The sequence below is a fragment of the Bowmanella denitrificans genome, assembly GCF_002887595.1.
Lineage (GTDB): Bacteria > Pseudomonadota > Gammaproteobacteria > Enterobacterales > Alteromonadaceae > Bowmanella > Bowmanella denitrificans.
The window spans coordinates 1-19,109 of sequence record NZ_PEBU01000002.1; the positions used below are offsets into that span (position 1 = coordinate 1).

Below are 19,109 nucleotides of genomic sequence, written 5' to 3' on the forward strand. Positions count from 1 at the left end.
AACAGCCAACAGCCAACAGCCAACAGCCAACAGCCAACAGCCAACAGCCAACAGCCAACAGCCAACAGCCAACAGCCAACAGCCCAAACTTGCACCCAAAGCTCAACCCGATTAATCTGACCGGTAAAGTAAAGGGGAGCAGTATGTTTGTCAGGATGTTTTGTCTATTGTCGCTGGCAACCACAGGCAGCCTGTGGGCGGCTCCAGCCCAGATAAAGGTATACACCGAACACTTTCCACCCTACCAGTTTATGCATAAGGATAAGGTGGTCGGGATTAACGCAGAATTGGTAATGTCGGTATGTCAGGCTGCCAAGGTACATTGCGAACTTGAGCTATTGCCCTGGAAACGCTCGTTGCAACTGACCCAATCCCAGCCCATGAGCGGGCTTATCTCCACCGCCCGAAATCCCCAACGGGAAGAACAGTTTAAGTGGGTGGGACCATTAGTCAATTCCACTTCTTATCTGTACAAGCTCAAGCACCGAACCGATATTGAGTTAACCGATTTACATGATGCGGCGCGTTTTACCATAGGTATTCAACCCAACGATATTTATGAAAGCATTTTGCTTCGCCACGGTTTTACCAAGGGTAAGAATCTACTCAACGTATCCTATAAAAATGCAGATATGCAGTTGTTTGTGCAGGGAAAATTAGACTTAATCATTGGCTCTCCGCTGACCCTTTTTTATCAGGTTGAACCGACCGGCTTTGCATTGGATGATTTGGTCGAAACCATTGAATTTCCGCTGGGGGCAATAGGCAACTATATGGCACTGAATAAAGCCTTTCCTGTTGACCTGCAACAGCGGTTACAAGAACAAGTGGATAAAAGCCGGGCATCAGGTGAGATTGACAACCTGATTCGCAAGTACCACAAACCTGCTAACGCTCAATAACACGACTTTCTCCTATGGCCAGAGTGATAAATGGCGCCGTATCAGGGCAAGACCGTCGCGCCTGTTCCAATAGCCTGGCTGGCTCGTCCAGATCTTCAGCACTCAGTTGAAAGGTGGACCAGTGCATACCAATACTCAGACTAGCCTGAATATCCTGGTGGATTTGTAAGGCTTCTGTTGGGGTGACATGATAAAGACGCATAAATTCTCTGGGGGCATAAGCACCGATAGGGATAAGTGCGAGGTCAACAGAACCAAGCTTGTTTGCTGTTTCAACAAAATCAATGGGGTTGTAACCTGTATCGCCAGCAAACCACAGGCTGAATGCCTGCCAGTTGACCCGCCATCCAGCCCATAGGGTTTTTCGACGGTCAAACAGGCCTCGTGCCGACCAGTGCTGGGTGGGCGTAGCAATGAAATCGATACCACTAATGTGCTGCTGTTGCCACCAGTCGTATTCCAACACCTTGGCATCCGGCAAACCGATTTCGGTAAACCAATCTTTCAGGCCCAGTGGCACATGATATATCGGGGCTGTTCCCAAACTCAGTATGCTGTACTTGTCCAGATGATCGTAATGATTATGAGAGATAAGCACATGTTGAATGGGCGGCAACTGTTCCACTGTATAAGGCAAGGGAGCTAAACGCCTGGGGCCAGCAAAACTGACTGGAGAAGCCCGCTCGCTGAAAATGGGATCGGTTAGCAGGTTAGTATTTTGATAGCTAATCAGAAAACTGGCGTGGCCAAGCCAGGTGACTCTGGGAGAAGGGGTTGGTTGGTGTAAATCTGCCAGCCTCGGCGCAACCACTATTCTGTCTGTTTGACTGGCCTGGTCGGCAAAGGGGACATCACCGAAATACTTGGTCAGCAAAAAGGCAAAAACGGTTTTTTCCTGATCCTGTATATGTGGATTAAAAAAGCGCTTACCGGTGTAGGGTGCCCGGATAGCGCCAATCTCCTTAGCATTTTGAGGCGCTGGTCGGTCTGGGCCGCACCCGCAGAGTAGGATTAGTGCTGTCAGGCAGAGCAGTTTCATAAGCTAAGCGTAGCAAAGAAAAGGTCTACAGGTTCTGGCTGACAAAAGGGACAAAGGGGAGTGCAACTCCCCTGAAGTGGCCATTCAGTAAGGGCCCAGGATCTGTGCGTTAGCCTGCCATTGACTCATCCACAACTGATTACCATGCAAATAATAAATGTGGTCGCCGTGGATTACGCTGCGGTCTTCACCACCATAGTAATATTGCTCACCGGTGGCTTTTAACTCTGTCAGTAATGACAAGCTGGCTTGCCCAGGCAGAGCGTTAACATCAAGCAGCATCAGGCTGTTATTGGGTTGCCAAATCTCAAGACAAGCATCAGCCGCGCAGCTTTGCCATTCTTCGATAGGCAGAGCGAATCGGTATTGGCTGTTTTGATTGAGTACCGACAAGGCCCGGTGATTGTATTCCACTGGCGTATAACCTTGCTTTTTAACCAAACTGGCTATTTCCCGAGGATTGGCCGGATCATTGATATCAAACAGACTGATTTTGGCACCCTGGCGCACAGGCATTTCAGTGGTGCTGTCGCCTTCGCCTGGCAGGCTTTCAATGGCCACATCCTGGCCAATACCTAACAGGTAGTGATTGTCCAGTGGATGCAGATAGCTGGAAAATCCGGGTATCTCCAGGCTGCCCTGCGTTTGCGGAAGCAGTGGATTGCTTAAATCCAGCACATACAGCGGATCCATACGCTCAAAGGTCACAACATACCCGCGATCGCCGATAAAACGTACTGCATATATCTCTTCACCGGGCTTGCCAATCGGTTCAGGAGAACTGCTGTTGGGGAGAGTGGCGACACTGACGAGTGCGTTGCCCTGTTGCTGCATAACTGTGAGTTTGTGTTCCAGCGATTCGTCACCCTGGCTGGTGATGATTCGCAGGTAGCCCTCTTTTTCGCTCATACGGAAATAGGGGGTGGTCTGCCAGCCGAGTTGTCCATCCACTGTGCCGGATGCCTGATAGCCGAAACTATCGCCAAGTGACACTTTGTGCAATATCGTTTGTTGCTCTGCGGTGCCACTCAGATACAGGCTTTGTGGGGAAACGTATAAATTGTCTGCCTGACCGGTCAGACATAAAGATGTCACATCATCAGGGCTTTGCAGGTTGATTCGGGTGATATTAACCAGACGTGCATAACCGTCATTGCTACTGGCCAATTCAGGAATGTAGCAGTCTTCAGTCCGGTGTAGTGGCTGCGACTGTCCATTTCGGGTCAGTTTGGGCATCAGCTCAGTGAGATCGGCCGCCTGAATCTTCTGATAATTTTGCAACTTACTGGCATCATCTTCAGCGCCCACATTCAGCCCTTCCATTTGCAGCGAGTGGGTGGTAGTCACGTACAGATACTGGCCAATACGGCGGCTATCCAATAGCAAACCTTCTATCTGTAGTTGCTCAGCCAAACCCGCTTCGGCAGGAATGTTGGTGTTATAGAGGGAAATTCCTACCTGGGCCTTTTCACCATACCAGGGGCCAGAGAGACGGGCGAAGGTCATGATAGGATAAGATGCACTGATGACAGCCAGGGCATCCTGATACAGGTAAAGGCCATTGACTTGCCCTAAGGTGTCATCCAGCTTAAGTTGGTTTACTTGCTTAAGACTCCAGTCTTGCTGGCGCTGCATTACTCTTATATGCGGTGGCTGGTAGTTTGTCTCCGTCCAGATCGGGTAAGTGGCCACGTACAGGTATTCACCGTCGTATTCTATTCGGTCTGCTTCATCCACTCCTGCTTCATGGGTGTTGGTTGTTGAAAAATTACCGTTTGAGTCGGAAGCCACTGTGTCACCACGCATTTCCAGGCGGACGGGATTTAACGAATCAATATAAATCCCGTTTTTCAGAAAGCGCTGAGCTTGGCTGTCACCAACCTGTTGCAGCCCGCCAACAAAAGTTTTTGCCTCATTAATACTGGGGGGAACCATAATCTGGGGTTCCGGCTGGCTGATATTATTGTCGCCAGAGCAAGCACTTAAACAGCCTAATGTGAGTAAATACAATGGATAGCGAGTTCTCATCGGTCGTTCCCAGGTGGAGTATCAGGGCTGATATCCTAGATGTACCGTTGCACGAAGTCCGCGATAATTGTTAGCTATTTGTTAAGATCTGTTATCGGGGTTGTTGGGCAGGCGCTATTTTGGGGATGTCGATTAGCATCAACAATTTTACTGATTATCGTTAGTTGCTATGCTGGAATAAACTGCTGTTTATAAAATTTTTTCAGTTGGGAAAGCAGTCTTGATGCTGCCTTGTCCCTGTACCGAATGCCTTTTTATTAAAGAAGCAGTTCAGCCTCTGGGGATGCGAATCTTTTTCTCTTCGCTCTCGCGGTATAACACCAGGTTGTGGCCAATAAGCTGAACATTCAGGGCTTTTGTTTCGCGGGCGATGGCATCGCAAATCAAACGCTTCTGTTCACGGTCAGTCGTTGCTACTTTGACCTTAATCAGTTCGTGGTGGTTTAGGGCATTGTCTATCTCTGCCAATACACCCTCGGTTAAGCCGTTATTGCCCAGCAGTACCACGGGCTTCAGAGAGTGGGCCAGGCCCTTGAGATATTGTTTCTGTTTGGTGGAAAGAATCATTGAGTTACAAATTTGTCAGTTAATAAATATAACAGCCAGTTAATTGGCATGTCGTTGGGGTTGAAAAACGCTATTCTAACGCCATCTTAAGCGCATGCCTAATGACATTAACAGCTTCAATTAAAAAAAGAGCGGTTTTGTCAGCTTGGGGATTGTGTTTATTCAAGTGCTCAGATGATCTATGTCGGTTCATTGTGCATATAGATGGATAAGGCGTGCAACCGTTTCGACAGGAAATGGGCACACAAAGTAGCAGGAAATCCGACCACCCTTTAAGATCTTTCAGTGGTGGCGGTATTAAGGCGGTTTACATAGTTTCCCGCAGCGAACTCTGGTAGTCTACCCACTGCCTGACTAGTTGAGGCAGCCGGGAAGGGAAGCCGGTCAGGATACAAACTGTTTTTACAGAGGTTACAGCGTTGAGCGATATGGCAAAAAATTTAATTCTGTGGTTGGTTATCGCCGTCGTCCTGATGACGGTGTTTCAGAGTTTCACTCCAGGTGAATCGTCTGGCCGCCAGTACGACTATACCCAGTTTATCAATGAAGTGAATCAGGGCATGGTGCGTGAAGTGCGCATTGATGGTCGCGAGATCAAAGGTGTGTCCCGCAGTGGGGAAAGCTTTACTACCTATATTCCTTCGGTTGGCGACAACGGCCTGGTGACAGACCTCATCAAAAATGATGTACGCATGATTAACGAGCCGCCTGAGCGCCCCTCAATGCTGGCCAACATTTTTATTTCCTGGTTCCCGATGCTGCTGCTGATCGGTGTATGGATATTCTTCATGCGCCAGATGCAAGGTGGGGGAGGCCGTGGCGCTATGTCTTTTGGCAAGAGCAAAGCGCGTTTGTTAGGTGAAGATCAGATTAAAACCACCTTTGCCGATGTGGCAGGGTGCGATGAAGCCAAAGAAGACGTATCTGAACTGGTGGACTTTTTACGTGACCCGTCGAAGTTCCAGAAGCTGGGCGGCAAAATTCCTAAAGGCGTGCTGATGGTCGGCCCACCGGGAACAGGTAAAACACTGTTGGCCAAGGCCATTGCCGGTGAAGCCAAGGTACCGTTCTTTACCATTTCTGGTTCTGACTTTGTGGAAATGTTTGTAGGTGTAGGCGCGTCCCGTGTGCGAGACATGTTCGAGCAGGCTAAGAAATCTGCACCTTGCATTATCTTTATTGATGAAATTGATGCAGTAGGACGTCAACGTGGTGCCGGACTGGGCGGAGGCCACGATGAGCGCGAACAGACACTGAACCAGATGCTGGTGGAAATGGACGGTTTTGAAGGTCATGAAGGTATTATCGTGATTGCAGCCACTAACCGCCCTGATGTACTGGACCCTGCTTTGTTGCGTCCTGGTCGGTTTGACCGTCAGGTTGTCGTAGGCTTGCCGGATATTCGCGGTCGTGAGCAAATCCTTAAAGTACACATGCGTAAAGTACCGATTGCAGACAATGTTGATGCAGCGGTGATTGCCCGTGGTACGCCTGGTTTTTCAGGTGCTGACCTGGCCAACCTGGTTAACGAAGCGGCATTGTTTGCTGCCCGTTCTAATAAGCGTTTGGTGGCGATGGAAGAGTTTGATAAGGCCAAAGACAAGATCATGATGGGCGCAGAGCGCAAGTCTATGGTGATGTCTGAAAGCGAAAAAGAGATGACCGCTTACCACGAAGCTGGGCATGCCATTGTCGGGCGCATGGTGCCTGAGCATGATCCAGTATATAAGGTCTCAATTATTCCGCGTGGTCGTGCGCTGGGTGTGACCATGTATCTGCCCGAGCAGGACAGATTCAGCTACACCAAACAGCATCTGGAGAGCATGATTTCCAGTCTGTACGGCGGTCGTATTGCCGAAGATATTATTTACGGCGGCGAGAAAGTCACGACAGGTGCATCTAACGACATCGAACGAGCCACCGATCTGGCCCGTAAGATGGTGACCCAATGGGGCTTGTCTGACAAGATGGGGCCAATGCTATACGCCGAAGAGGAAGGCGAAGTGTTCCTGGGACGCAGTATGGCTCGCGCCAAGCATATGTCTGATGATACAGCGCGTGCCATTGATGCTGAAATCAAGGCGGTGATTGATCGTAACTACGACCGTGCCGAGCAGATTTTGCGTGACAATATGGACGTTCTGCATGCCATGAAAGATGCGCTGATGAAGTACGAAACCATTGATGCCAGACAAATAGACGACTTGATGGCGCGCCGCGATGTTCGTCCCCCGGCTGATTGGGATAACGACAATAAGCCTAAAGGCGGTGAACCGGTTAAGCCTGAAGCTAAGGCAGAAGCTAAGAAGTCTGCCGATGCCGATATCAGTAAACCAGGCGATTTGCCGAGTTGAACACTTCTTTAAGATAACGAGGGCGCTGTAAGGCGCCTTCTTTTTATGTGACAAGCCGATGAAATTTGCAGATAAGTATTTGGACCTCAGCCAACCACGGGTGATGGGGATTCTGAACGTGACCCCTGATTCTTTTTCGGATGGTGGCAAGTTTAATCATTTGAATACCGCGCTTTATCAAGTTGAACAGATGCTCAGTGATGGCGCGGCGTTTATTGATGTCGGAGGCGAATCAACCCGTCCGGGGGCTGCCGAGGTGAGTGTTAATCAAGAATTGGATAGGGTCGTGCCAGTGATCGAAGCTATCCATGCTCGCTTTGATACGGTGATTTCCATTGATACCAGCAAAAGTCAGGTGATGCAGGCCGCCTGTGATGCCGGGGCCGGATTGATTAATGATGTTAGGGCACTGCAAGAAGACGGGGCATTAGCGGTGGCGGCGCAAAGCCGCGCCGCAGTTTGTCTGATGCATATGCAGGGGCAACCCCGTACCATGCAACAGCAGCCACAGTACCAGAACTTATTTACCGACATCTTTACCTTTCTGGATGATCGAGTGCAATGTTGCCTGCAAGCAGGCATCGCCAGAGACAAAATTCTGCTCGATCCAGGCTTTGGTTTTGGTAAGACTTTGCAGCATAATTACCAGCTGTTACAGGGGATGGAACGTTTCCATCATTTGGGCTTGCCACTTTTGGTGGGGATGTCGCGCAAGTCGATGCTGGGTACATTGCTTAGCCGACCTGTGGAAGAACGTCTGGCCGGCAGTTTGGCTTGTGCTACCATCGCGGCGCTGAAAGGCGCGCAAATCATCCGGGTGCACGATGTTAAACAAACAGTGGATGCGCTAAAAGTGGTGATGGCCACCTTGAATCCCGAATTAATTTAGACCGGAATATACCGGCATTTCATTGCAAGGAACAATATGAGTCAACGAAAATACTTTGGTACCGATGGTATTCGCGGCAAAGTCGGCGAAAGCGCGATTAACCCTGAATTTGTTACTAAACTGGGCTGGGCCGCTGGTAAAGTATTGGCCGGCCGCGGTACTAATAAGGTATTAATTGGTAAGGATACCCGCATTTCTGGTTACATGCTGGAATCTGCTTTGGAAGCAGGTCTGTCTGCCGCAGGCATTAATATTGGTTTACTTGGCCCTATGCCAACCCCGGCTATTGCCTATCTGACCAAGACATTTCGTTCTGAGGCCGGCATCGTGATCAGCGCTTCGCACAATCCTTACTATGATAACGGCATTAAGTTTTTTTCGGCCGATGGCTTCAAGTTGGATGATGATATTGAACTGGCTATTGAAGCGCAGCTAGAAGAGCCAATGGTATGCGTGGCATCTGATAAACTTGGCAAAGCAACCCGTATTAGTGACGCGGCTGGACGTTACATTGAATTTTGCAAAGGTTCCTTTCCATCTGAATTGTCACTGACCGGCATGAAAATCGTAGTGGATTGCGCCCACGGAGCCACATATCACATTGCGCCTAATGTATTGCGTGAACTGGGTGCCGATGTGATTGAGATTGGGACAGAACCTAATGGTCTGAATATTAATGATGATGTCGGTGCCACTTCCATGCAGGCTATTACTGAGCGTGTGCTGGCGGAAAAGGCGGACCTGGGTTTTGCCCTGGATGGTGACGGCGACCGTATTATGATGGTGGATCATAAAGGCAATGTGGTGGACGGTGATGAAATCGTTTATATCATCGCGCGCGACGCCCTTAAATCCGGCCGCTTAAATGGCGGCGGAGTGGTGGGCACGCTGATGAGCAATCTGGGACTGGAAGTTGCCCTGAGTCGTCTGTCCATTCCCTTTGCCCGCAGTAAGGTTGGCGATCGCTATGTGATGGAAATGCTGCATGACAGAGGTTGGAATATTGGTGGAGAGAGCTCCGGCCATGTGTTGAATCTGGCTGTAGCGTCCACCGGTGACGGCATCGTTTCGGGCCTGCAGGTATTGACCTCCATGTTACGTGCAGATATGAGCCTGTATGAGTTGCGCCGGGGCATGGAAAAATTTCCTCAAACCCTAATCAATGTGCGTTATACCGAGGGCAGTAGTTCTCCTTTGGAACATGCCGACGTATTGGCGTCTGTCAAGGCTGCAGAACAGGATATGGGTGACGATGGCCGGGTATTATTGCGTAAAAGTGGTACCGAGCCATTGATCCGAGTGATGGTTGAGGCCACTAAGGACGACCTTGCCAGCAAATGGGCCGAAACTATCGCCGACTCGGTACGAAAAGTAACCGCATAGTCATAATTGGCGCGAGAGTGACTTGTAACTTGTTTTGCGGTTAGTTACACTCTCGCGCGCTTTGAATTGACTCGCCAAGCGAGCCTGGAGTCACAATGGCAGTGAACAGCAGACGCCCCATGGTGGCAGGTAACTGGAAAATGAACGGTGGCCTGGCACTGGTAACGCAAATGCAGGATGCGTTTAAGCAAAACCGGTTTGAAAATGTCGATGTATTGATCTGTCCGCCTTTTACCTTACTGGCCGGTTTCAGTTCGAACGATGTTGGACTGGGTGCGCAGACCATCAGCGAACATCCTGGTGGCGCGCATACCGGTGAGATATCCGCGGTTATGCTTAGGGATGTAGGATGTGGGCATGTCATTGTTGGGCACTCAGAACGCCGCACTGATCAGCACGAATCCAATACGCTGGTTGCGGCAAAAGTTAACGCAGCGCTCAGCAGTGGATTGACTGCAATTTTATGTGTCGGAGAACCGCTGGCAGTGCGAGAAGCCGGTAAGGTGTTTGACCATGTTGCTGAGCAGCTAGATGCGGTTATTGGGCATTGTGGTAGCGACGTGCTGAACAACCTGGTGATTGCCTACGAACCCATCTGGGCTATTGGCACAGGTAATACGGCCAGTCCGGAGCAAGCGCAGGAAGTTCATGCGTTTATTCGCAGTCACCTGGCTAAAGTTGATGCGATGGCGGCGACAAAGATAAGAATTTTGTATGGTGGTAGTGTCAATGCCACTAATGCAGCGCAGATTTTCGCGCAAACTGATGTAGATGGCGGGCTAATAGGCGGCGCGAGTCTAAAAGTCACTGATTTTTTGGCAATTTGCCAAGCGGCAAACTGAATTGAGGTAAAGCATGCTTTACGAAGTGTTAATGGTGGTTTATCTGCTGGTATCCCTGGCCCTGATCGGTCTGGTATTGATTCAGCGTGGTAAAGGTGCCGATATGGGCGCATCTTTTGGTGCAGGTGCATCGAATACGGTGTTTGGTGCTTCGGGATCCGGTAATTTTCTTAGCCGTACCACGGCTATCCTGGCAACCTTATTTTTTGCTATCAGTTTGATTCTGGGCGCAATGACAGCCGGTAAAGAAAAGCAGGTTGATGAGTGGCAGAACCTGGAAGTACCAGTAAGCCAGCCTGCGGATACTGACGTGCCGGTGGAAAAGCCCCAACCGACTGACGTACCTAACTAAGGTCGTCTGACCCAAGTTTCGCGGATGTGGTGGAATTGGTAGACACGCCATCTTGAGGGGGTGGTGTCGCAAGACGTGCGAGTTCGAGTCTCGCCATCCGCACCAAATAAAAGAACCCGGTTTTGCCGGGTTTTTTGTTATCTGCGGTACAGTCACACCAAGACAGCAAATACCCAGGCAGGATGAGTTAAAGGAAGCTGGCTCACGGCCACTTTTATATCAAATTGATTGCGTCGTAACGCCAACCGCGAGACTCTTTGTAAAAATCCTATATCGGGCAGGGCGCATGGACTATCAACAGGCACGTGACTATTTACTATCGAAACCCGAAGCCATAGAAGATTTTCCGTTTGGTGAGGACGTAGCAGTGCTGAAAATCCGCGGTAAGATGTTTGCCACCTTAGCCAGTGACAAAGGTGAAGGACGCATGAACCTGAAATGCGAACCTCAGCAGGCATTGATGCTCAGGGACATGTTCGCTGCGGTACTACCCGGCTATCATATGAATAAACTGCATTGGAATACCATTAAGCTCGACGGCAGTATCCCCAACGGTGAAATCCAGCGCATGATTGATCATTCTTACGCATTAGTGGTTAAGGGCTTAAAAAAGTCTGACAGACTGGGTCTGGTAGCAAAATACGGCGAACAGTTGATATCCGCCTGACCTCTCAATTTGATAGCTGTCTCTGTACCATGCTCATCGTCATTGTCACAGAATTTTCCCTGTTTTTAGCTCATCTTAGCCGCTATACTATGCGCCGCGTTAAAAAGCGAATATAGAAAATTATCAATGTAAAAGGCCTCTGCCATGAGACAAGAGGCTGTGTTGGCGGAACATGTGGATTTCATCCGAAATCGGTTTGCCATTAGCAGTCACTTGGTTGGGCATCAGGCTTAATGTAAGGAAAATTAAGTGACTCCAATTACTAAAACCTTCCAATACGGACAGCACCAAATCACCTTGGAAACCGGTGTGATTGCCCGTCAGGCCACTGCTGCTGTAATGGCCAGCATGGACGACACCGCCGTACTGGTTACCGTAGTAGGTAAAAAAGAAGCCAAAGCCGATCAGGACTTTTTCCCACTGACGGTCAATTATCAAGAGAAAACCTATGCTGCCGGTAAAATCCCTGGCGGTTTCTTTAAGCGCGAAGGCCGTCCTTCAGAAAACGAGACACTGACCGCTCGTCTGATTGATCGTCCTATTCGTCCGCTGTTTCCTGAAGGTTTCAAAAACGAAGTTCAGGTGGTTATAACCGTTATGTCCGCTAATCCGGATATCCCCACCGATATCGTTTCCATGATCGGTACCTCTGCGGCACTGGCCATTTCCGGTATTCCATTTAATGGTCCTATCGGTGCAGCACGTGTTGGCTACAAAGACGGCCAGTATATTCTTAACACGCGTATTTCTGAGCAAGCTGACAGCCAGTTGGATCTGGTGGTTGCAGGTACCCAAAGTGCGGTACTGATGGTGGAATCTGAAGCCAGCGTATTGTCGGAAGAAGTGATGCTGGGCGCGGTAATGTACGGCCATGATGAGCTGCAAGCTGTTATCAATGCCGTAAACGAGTTCGCCACTGAAGTGAACACGCCAAAATGGGACTGGCAGCCAGAAGCGGAAAATACCGAATTGAAAGCCAGGGTCAAAGCCCTGGCCGAAGCAGATATGACCGCTGCTTACCAAATCTCTGACAAGCTTGCCCGTAAGGACGCTGTGACTGCCGTGACCGATAAAGTGGCGGCGCAGATTCTGGAAGAAAGCCCGGAGCAAGATGCAAAAGAGCTGAAAGAGCTGCTGCACGAATTAGAAAGTGATGTGGTACGTTCACGTATTCTGAATGGCGAGCCGCGCATCGATGGCCGTGACCCGCAGATGATTCGTGCCCTGGACGTGGCCACTGGTATCCTGCCACGTACTCACGGTAGTGCTTTGTTCACTCGTGGCGAGACTCAGGCGCTGGTCACCGCTACGTTAGGTACTGAGCGTGATGCACAGATGATCGACGAGCTGGGTGGATTAACCAACAGCCGCTTCATGCTGCATTACAACTTCCCTCCATACTGTGTGGGTGAGACCGGTATGATGGGTTCACCTAAGCGTCGCGAAATCGGCCATGGTCGTCTGGCCAAGCGCGGTATTCAAGCGGTGATGCCGTCTGAAGAAGAATTCCCGTATGTTGTGCGTGTGGTATCTGAAATCACCGAGTCTAATGGTTCTTCTTCCATGGCGTCTGTGTGTGGTAGCTCACTGGCGCTGATGGATGCTGGTGTACCCATCAAGGCTTCTGTGGCCGGTATTGCTATGGGTCTGGTGAAGAGTGACGACAAGTTCGTGGTACTGTCTGACATTCTCGGCGATGAAGATCACCTGGGTGATATGGACTTTAAAGTAGCAGGTACTGCCGATGGTGTAACTGCACTGCAGATGGACATCAAAATCGAAGGTATCACCAAAGAGATTATGCAAATCGCCCTGAAACAGGCGAAAGAAGCCCGATTGCATATCCTTGGCGTGATGGACAAAGCCATTAATTCACACCGTGATGAGATGTCTGAGTTCGCTCCACGTATCTATACTATCAAGATTGATCAGGACAAGATCCGTGAAGTTATCGGTAAAGGTGGTGCGGTTATCCGTTCTATCACCGAGAAATCTGACACCAACATCGAGATTGAAGACGACGGTACTATCAAAATCTTCGCTACCGAGCGGGCCAAGGCGCAGGTTGCTATCGATATGATCGAAGGCATTACCGCTGATGTCGAGGTAGGCAAGACTTACCATGGTAAAGTAACCCGCTGTGTAGATTTCGGCGCCTTTGTTGAAGTATTGCCAGGTAAAGAAGGTCTGGTACATATTTCTCAGATCGCTCACGAGCGTGTGGCCAAGGTCAGCGACTATCTGACTGAAGGTCAAATGGTGGACGTGAAGGTGATGGAAATCGATCGCCAGAACCGTATCCGTCTGAGCATCAAGGAACTGCTGGAAAAACCAGCGGCACCCGCTGAGCCTCAGGCAGAACAATCGGAAGACTGATTATCCTTGGATAACTGACTGATTGTTAATAGTAAATGGCACCCACTCGGTGCCATTTTGCATTTTAGGCTGGTACTGACCTTGGCTTTCATCCTGCTGACAACAATAATTTGATACAGCAAAGGGCTTTAAGCCAACGGCTATAACAGGTATAAAAGGCAACCTGTTTAGGTGGCAAGGGTGCTGCCAATGGTTACGCTAGTCTGGTTTTAGGGAAACGAATTACTGTAATGATGAACATTTCACGAGTGTTATTACTGGCTGCCTTGGCTATTGGCGGTACGGCGTGCAGCAGCATAGATACGGCCCGTACCCGCGATGGTCAGATGGGCAATCTGATTTTGGTAGAACCTATGCCGGCCAATATGCGCAGTCAGATGGCCCTGGCCCGGTATAATCAAATTCTTGGTCAGGTAGAGCTGGACGACTCGCAGCGCGCCGATTTGCTTTATCAGCGTGGTATGCTGTATGACAGTGTGGGGTTAGGCGGACTGGCGCAGTATGACTTCAGTATGGCGCTGAAACTTCGCCCGGATATGGCGGAGGCCTATAACTTTATGGGTATTCACCATACTCAGAATATGGATTTCATTCAGGCCTATGAGGCGTTTGACGCCACACTGGATATTAATCCTGAGCATGACTTTGCCTTTTTAAACCGTGGTATCGCCTTGTATTACGGGGGGCGTCCTGAGCTTGCAGTCAGCGACCTTAACCGTTTCTACCATCGTGATGAGAGCGATCCTTACCGAGCATTATGGTTTTATCTGGCGGAATCGGCGGTCGACCCAGGTAAAGCACTGCAAACCCTGCGCGAAAGCCGAAATAAACTGAAAGATGACAACTGGGCCACTGCACTGGTGGATCTGTATTTGGGTGACGTCAGCGAAGGGCAGCTTTTGTCCGTTTTGCTAGTCAATGTGCGCAGTCAGCAGGAATTGGCAAATCGCTTGTGCGAAGCATACTTTTACCTGGGTAAGTATCATATGGCGCAAGGAAATAAGGCGGTGGCCTCGAACTACTTCAAACTGTCTCTGAGTACCAATGTCTATGAGTTTGTTGAGCATCGCTATGCCAGACTGGAACTGGATTTGCTCAGAGAGAAAGCGCTGGAAGACCCTCAGGCCCGATGACATATCTATGCTAAAAACCCTGCGTTTATTGGTGCTGGCATTAGGGGGTGCCTGTTTATCTGCCGCCAGTCAGCAACAGTATGTACCATTGATGTTGAAGCAGGGGCAAACCGATCCCGTGTCCCTGTTTCGTGCCGTTAAGGCAGGCTCTGACGAAGCGCTGGTGCAACTGAGTCAATATGCCCAAACGCATCAGGATCCTTATTGGCTGAAGCAAGCCGCAGAACTGGGGGATGCACGTTCCTATTACCGTCTGGCCTTAAATGAAACGGATGAGGCCACTCATCGACGACTAATGAGCAAAGCTGCTATGGCAGGTTTTGCGCCGGCTCAGCACGAAGTGGCGTTACTCAGTGATGCTTCCGAGCACCGGGTACAATGGTTGGAAAAGGCCGCTGAACAGGATTATCTGCCGGCCATTATTTCACTCTACCAATGGCTGATGATAGAAGAGCGTGCAGATGAAGCCGAACTTTGGATGGAAAAGGCTGCACCACATGATCCCAACAGTGCGTTGCTGCTGGCAAAGCAGGAATGGCGCACGGGCAAATACGCGCTGGCCCGATCCTGGTTCAGACATGCCAAAGAGCAAGGTGTCAGCCAGGCTAAGGATTATCTGAAACTTATCGACAACTACTGGCAAGCACAGGGAAGCGGATTGGCTGTAACGCGCCAGCACTGTGTGATTAACCTGCAGCCAGTGGTGTTGTCATTGGAAAACATGCAGCAGATGGCGCAACTGAGTCAGTCTTTTGCAGCAGACAGCAGACTGCAATCCTTGCCGGTTTGTTTGCTTGAACCTATCTGGGTTAAGCCCGATGCCGTGAAATGCGATGAGAATTGGTTAAGCCACAGACGTCTGGGCTGTGATGTCAGGCAGTTATCTCGTTTGCCATTGGCTGACAATTTTACCCACCTGATGGTGCTGGCACCCAGGGGCAAAGCCAATGTACATAACGGCATTATGTATCTGGATCAGGGCGATAGTTATTCGGTGTTTGTACACGAACTGGCACACTTTTCCGGCTTTGTGGATGAATACCCTTTGTCTTCAGATATGGCCGAACAGGTTTGCCACCCTTACAGCCGGGCGCCAAATCTGGTTATTGTTACAGATGCTGCAGAATTGCCTGATAAGTTGGACGGCTGGCGTCAAAGCGGCGAGGAGTGGACAATGGCAAAGGCCAGAACCTGTAATAATCATCAGATGCAGGCGTATAAGGGCAGCGACCAACTGACCTTTATGGAATATCACGACCAGCAGTATATCCCGCCTTTATACTTAAGCTTGTGGAAGTATCGACTGGAAAATAGGGTTGAATTGCTGCCGGCTTTTGTCAATTTTGCCCAGGCCTGGCACGAAAAAGGCAATCACACAATCGCAGTGCAATGGCAAAACAAGGCTGAGGCCTTTATGTACCCGATTGATACTTCCCTGCCTGCTGCGGTGGATACTGCTTCGCCCTTGTAATGACTTGGCATGTCTGTTTTTTACAATTTTGCCCTTCGGCGTGTCGGTAAAATGCCTGCAGTGTTCAATTCAGGAGGCAATTTATGCACAACTTCAGATATCTCACTTTGTTATTTTCGCTACTGCTGGCGGGGCAGGCCTATGGCTCTGCTGCATTAGAGGCCCTAACTGACACCGCGCACAGAAGTTGGCAGGGACAAACTCTGTCGTACCAAAATGTGGTAGGAAGCAAGCCGCTGTATATCAAATTCTGGGCAACCTGGTGTGTGCCCTGTAATGAGCAAATGCCGCATTTTCAACATGCCTTTGAAGAGTATGGTGACAAAGTGGAGTTTGTGTCTATTAACTTGGGGGTAAATGAAACACCACAAGCCATGGCTGAGATGGTGGAAAAGTATAAATTGACCATGCCCATATTACAGGATAACTCTGGCGAGCTGGTCAGAGCATTCAGCCTGATGGGCACACCCTGGCATATCTTAGTCAACCGTGAGGGCCGTATTGTGCATAAAGGCCATGATGCCGATGCGCAGTTGGATAAACGCCTGGCCTTGATTGCCGCCCAGCAACCCGGCGAATTACCCGCCATCAGTTTGTCAGCCGGCCATCAACAAGGCCTGGAGCTGCAGGGCAAAGGTACACAAATGTTGTACTTTACCGCTACCTGGTGCGACTGGTATCTGAAGGAGTCCAGACCTGAGCAAAGCAAGAATTGTGTGGCGGGCCAGCAATTTTTCAACAAGCTCGCTGACGCGCATCCGAAGGTAAACAGCCTGGGGATTGTGTCCCGTCTGTGGACAGAGCAAAAAGATCTGGATGAATACCGTGACAAGTTTTCGGTGGCGCATGAGCTGGCCATTGACAGCAGTTTGGATGCGGCCATTGGCTTTGGTATCAATCAACTGCCGACATTGGTGATTATCAAAGACGGTCAGGAGATTTACCGCCAGCAGGATTTTATGCAAAGCAATGACCTGGCCAGTATTGCCGGGCTGCTAGCCAATTAACCTATAGGGTCTGAGCAATCAGCGGTGGATGTTATGTCAATGCATCTGCCGCTGAAAAGTGGCTGTCAAAGCGCACGATAAAAGAGGCACCACCCAGATTATTCTTACCAATAACGGTGATGCTGGCATTGTGGGCATGGGCAATTTCGCTGACTATCGATAACCCCAGTCCGCTGCCGGACAGGCTGGTCTGGTCTTTACGCCAGAAACGTTCAAACAATTTTACCCTGTCAGCCTCATCAATACCTGGACCAGAGTCAATCACCGACAGGCTATCAGCGCCAATCACCAGTTTTACCAGGGCACCAGGACTGGCATGCTTCAACGCATTTTCAAGCAGATTCTTGGTCAGAATGATCAGTGCGCCCTGGTCTCCTTGTACCCTGCAGTCGCCTTCGCCACTTTCCATTTCAAGCTCTTTGTCATAGGTCACGGACAACGGGCCAAGCAACATACATACGTCCTTGCCAACTTTATTTAAATCCACCGCTTTATGCCGATACGCACTCTGATTCTGGGCTCTGGATAAATCCAGCAGCTGTTCCACCACCCTGGACATGTAGCGGGCATCGCCAAGTATTGGTGTGCTGACATCATCCGGGAGTTCTGCCAGCTCGACACGAGTGGTCAGCACTGCCAGCGGAGTGCGCAGTTCATGGGCAGCATTGGCGACAAAACGTTTTTGCTCATTAAAGCCTTTTTCCACCCTGTCCATGGCACTATTCAGGCTTTGCACCAAAGGCAGAATCTCGCTAGGTAGTTGGTCGACAGGCAGGCGCACGTCCAACTGGTTGGGCTTAATCTGTTGTAGTTGGGCCGCCACATCGTTAACCGGTTTGACTAAGGTTCTTACCGATAAATAGGTAACAAAGATAAACACCAGAAAAGCAGCGCCCATAGTCAGAATCGAGACTTTTTCCAACACTGGCATAACCGCTTCGTTGGCCAGCTCGCCAAGCAAATCATTGCGGGCAAGGTCCACCATCAGTTGCCGACCATGCAGTTCAAACAGAATACGGTAACAGTCGGTATCATCCGCCAGTCTTGAATACCCCAAAGGAATTTGTTGTGGAAGTCCGGCAATCAGATGTTGTTGCTCAGGCTCACGGATGGAGGTCAGCAATATCTGCCCGCTTTGCTGGTCCATGACCCGAAAGCCGAGATTATTGTACAGGGCATCGTAGCCCCATTTTTCGGCAACACTGTCACTGCGGTATTGCAAACTTCCCTGTGCATCAAAATACAGATTTTCCTGAATATCCTCGGTCATGCCAAACATACTTTGCTCGACGGCCAGATTGGCGAAGTTGATGGAAAACAGGTAAAGCATCAGGCCAATCAGTGCGAATACGCCGCCACCAATAAACAGAAAATGCAGGAATAAGCGCCTGGCCAAAGAGCGTTGTGATAGCTTCATGACAGAATATAACCTATGCCGCGAATGGTTTTGATCTGGGCAGACGCATTGGCTTGCTCAAGCTTTTTACGTATACGGTGCATGGCCACCTGAATTGCGTTGTCAGTAACTTCAAAGCCCATGGCGTAAATTGCATCCAGCAGTGCATCTTTGCCCACCGTCAGGGTGGCATGGCGCAGCATATATTCCAGAATTGCCACCTCGGTTTTGCCCATCGTCAGGTTTTCCCCGGCAATAGTGACCCGCCGGGATTTACTGTCCAGTTGCAGATTGCCGCGACTGATACTGGTGCCACTATAGCCACTGGGACGGCGCAGCAGCGCCCTGAGCCGGGCTTTCAGCTCTTCTATGGCAAAAGGTTTATTCAGATAGTCATCCGCACCCAGGTCCAAGCCGGTAATCCTGTCTTCAATACCACCACGGGCGGTTAGAATCAGGATAGGTAATGGATTATGCTTGCCCCGTATCCATTTGATCATGTCCAAACCATCTTTATCCGGCAGGCCTAAATCCAGCACCAGTGCATCGTATTGCCAGCAATCCAGATGATGCATCAAGGCGGCGGCATCTTTAGCAATGTCAGCAGCGTGCCCATCCTGCAATATGGCTTGCCGGATAAAGTCTGCCAACTGGGCGTTGTCTTCGGTAATCAGAATTCTCAACGGGTTTGTTTCCTTGCAAT

Annotated in this window: 16 protein-coding genes and 1 tRNA gene; 12 read left to right on the forward strand and 5 right to left on the reverse strand. The window is 49.9% G+C overall.

Annotated elements, in window-relative coordinates; translation table 11 throughout:
* Nucleotides 1-902, forward strand: a 902-nt coding sequence (locus CSR04_RS03520; RefSeq protein WP_216362503.1) for a substrate-binding periplasmic protein, incomplete at its 5' end; no start/stop codon positions are given.
* Here the strand turns inward: CSR04_RS03520 and CSR04_RS03525 are convergent.
* The 3 genes from CSR04_RS03525 to yhbY form a co-directional block, all read right to left on the reverse strand.
* Entirely contained in the window at nt 889-1,941 is a 1,053-nt protein-coding gene (locus CSR04_RS03525) for an MBL fold metallo-hydrolase (RefSeq protein ID WP_102794880.1), read from the reverse strand. The genes CSR04_RS03520 and CSR04_RS03525 overlap by 14 nt on opposite strands.
* Nucleotides 1,942-2,025: 84 nt before the next feature.
* Nucleotides 2,026-3,969, reverse strand: coding sequence for a beta-propeller domain-containing protein (locus tag CSR04_RS03530; RefSeq protein ID WP_102794881.1), 1,944 nt, complete (start codon nt 3,967-3,969; stop codon nt 2,026-2,028).
* A gap of 270 nt (nt 3,970-4,239) precedes the next feature.
* A complete protein-coding gene (gene yhbY, locus CSR04_RS03535) occupies nt 4,240-4,536 on the reverse strand; it encodes a ribosome assembly RNA-binding protein YhbY (protein ID WP_102794882.1) in 297 nt (98 codons plus the stop codon).
* Between the two features lie 419 nt (nt 4,537-4,955).
* On the opposite strand from yhbY, the gene ftsH reads away from it, so the two are divergent.
* The 11 genes from ftsH (at nt 4,956) to CSR04_RS03590 (ending at nt 17,010) form a co-directional block, all read left to right on the forward strand.
* On the forward strand, nt 4,956-6,890 hold the full coding sequence (ftsH, locus tag CSR04_RS03540) for an ATP-dependent zinc metalloprotease FtsH (protein WP_102794883.1): 1,935 nt from the start codon (nt 4,956-4,958) through the stop codon (nt 6,888-6,890).
* Between the two features lie 58 nt (nt 6,891-6,948).
* The gene (gene folP, locus CSR04_RS03545) at nt 6,949-7,779 is read left to right on the forward strand and encodes a dihydropteroate synthase (RefSeq protein ID WP_102794884.1); all 831 of its coding nucleotides are present in this window, start codon (nt 6,949-6,951) and stop codon (nt 7,777-7,779) included.
* A gap of 36 nt (nt 7,780-7,815) precedes the next feature.
* The gene (gene glmM, locus CSR04_RS03550; RefSeq protein ID WP_102794885.1) at nt 7,816-9,162 is read left to right on the forward strand and encodes a phosphoglucosamine mutase; all 1,347 of its coding nucleotides are present in this window, start codon (nt 7,816-7,818) and stop codon (nt 9,160-9,162) included.
* 95 nt (nt 9,163-9,257) lie between these two features.
* Entirely contained in the window at nt 9,258-10,004 is a 747-nt protein-coding gene (gene tpiA / locus CSR04_RS03555; protein ID WP_102794886.1) for a triose-phosphate isomerase, read from the forward strand.
* Nucleotides 10,005-10,017: 13 nt separating this feature from the next.
* On the forward strand, nt 10,018-10,356 hold the full coding sequence (secG, locus tag CSR04_RS03560; RefSeq protein WP_102794887.1) for a preprotein translocase subunit SecG: 339 nt from the start codon (nt 10,018-10,020) through the stop codon (nt 10,354-10,356).
* Between the two features lie 20 nt (nt 10,357-10,376).
* Nucleotides 10,377-10,461 (forward strand) — tRNA-Leu (locus CSR04_RS03565).
* Between the two features lie 181 nt (nt 10,462-10,642).
* A complete protein-coding gene (locus tag CSR04_RS03570) occupies nt 10,643-11,023 on the forward strand; it encodes an MmcQ/YjbR family DNA-binding protein (protein ID WP_102794888.1) in 381 nt (126 codons plus the stop codon).
* Between the two features lie 249 nt (nt 11,024-11,272).
* Nucleotides 11,273-13,399, forward strand: coding sequence for a polyribonucleotide nucleotidyltransferase (gene pnp / locus CSR04_RS03575; RefSeq protein ID WP_102794889.1), 2,127 nt, complete (start codon nt 11,273-11,275; stop codon nt 13,397-13,399).
* 230 nt (nt 13,400-13,629) lie between these two features.
* Nucleotides 13,630-14,532 (forward strand): lipoprotein NlpI, encoded by a 903-nt coding sequence (gene nlpI, locus CSR04_RS03580; RefSeq protein WP_425427668.1) that lies wholly within the window; start codon nt 13,630-13,632, stop codon nt 14,530-14,532.
* Between the two features lie 7 nt (nt 14,533-14,539).
* Nucleotides 14,540-16,003 carry a tetratricopeptide repeat protein gene (locus CSR04_RS03585; RefSeq protein ID WP_102794890.1) on the forward strand — a complete coding sequence of 488 codons (1,464 nt, stop codon included), beginning with the start codon at nt 14,540-14,542 and terminating at the stop codon, nt 16,001-16,003.
* An 83-nt stretch (nt 16,004-16,086) separates the two neighbouring features.
* The gene (locus tag CSR04_RS03590; RefSeq protein ID WP_102794891.1) at nt 16,087-17,010 is read left to right on the forward strand and encodes a TlpA family protein disulfide reductase; all 924 of its coding nucleotides are present in this window, start codon (nt 16,087-16,089) and stop codon (nt 17,008-17,010) included.
* Nucleotides 17,011-17,041: 31 nt separating this feature from the next.
* On the opposite strand, the gene CSR04_RS03595 is transcribed toward CSR04_RS03590, so the two are convergent.
* Nucleotides 17,042-18,427 (reverse strand): ATP-binding protein, encoded by a 1,386-nt coding sequence (locus tag CSR04_RS03595; RefSeq protein ID WP_102794892.1) that lies wholly within the window; start codon nt 18,425-18,427, stop codon nt 17,042-17,044.
* Nucleotides 18,424-19,089 carry a response regulator gene (locus CSR04_RS03600; protein WP_102795477.1) on the reverse strand — a complete coding sequence of 222 codons (666 nt, stop codon included), beginning with the start codon at nt 19,087-19,089 and terminating at the stop codon, nt 18,424-18,426. Before CSR04_RS03600 ends, CSR04_RS03595 begins: the two co-directional genes overlap by 4 nt.
* Between the last annotated feature and the right edge of the window lie 20 nt (nt 19,090-19,109).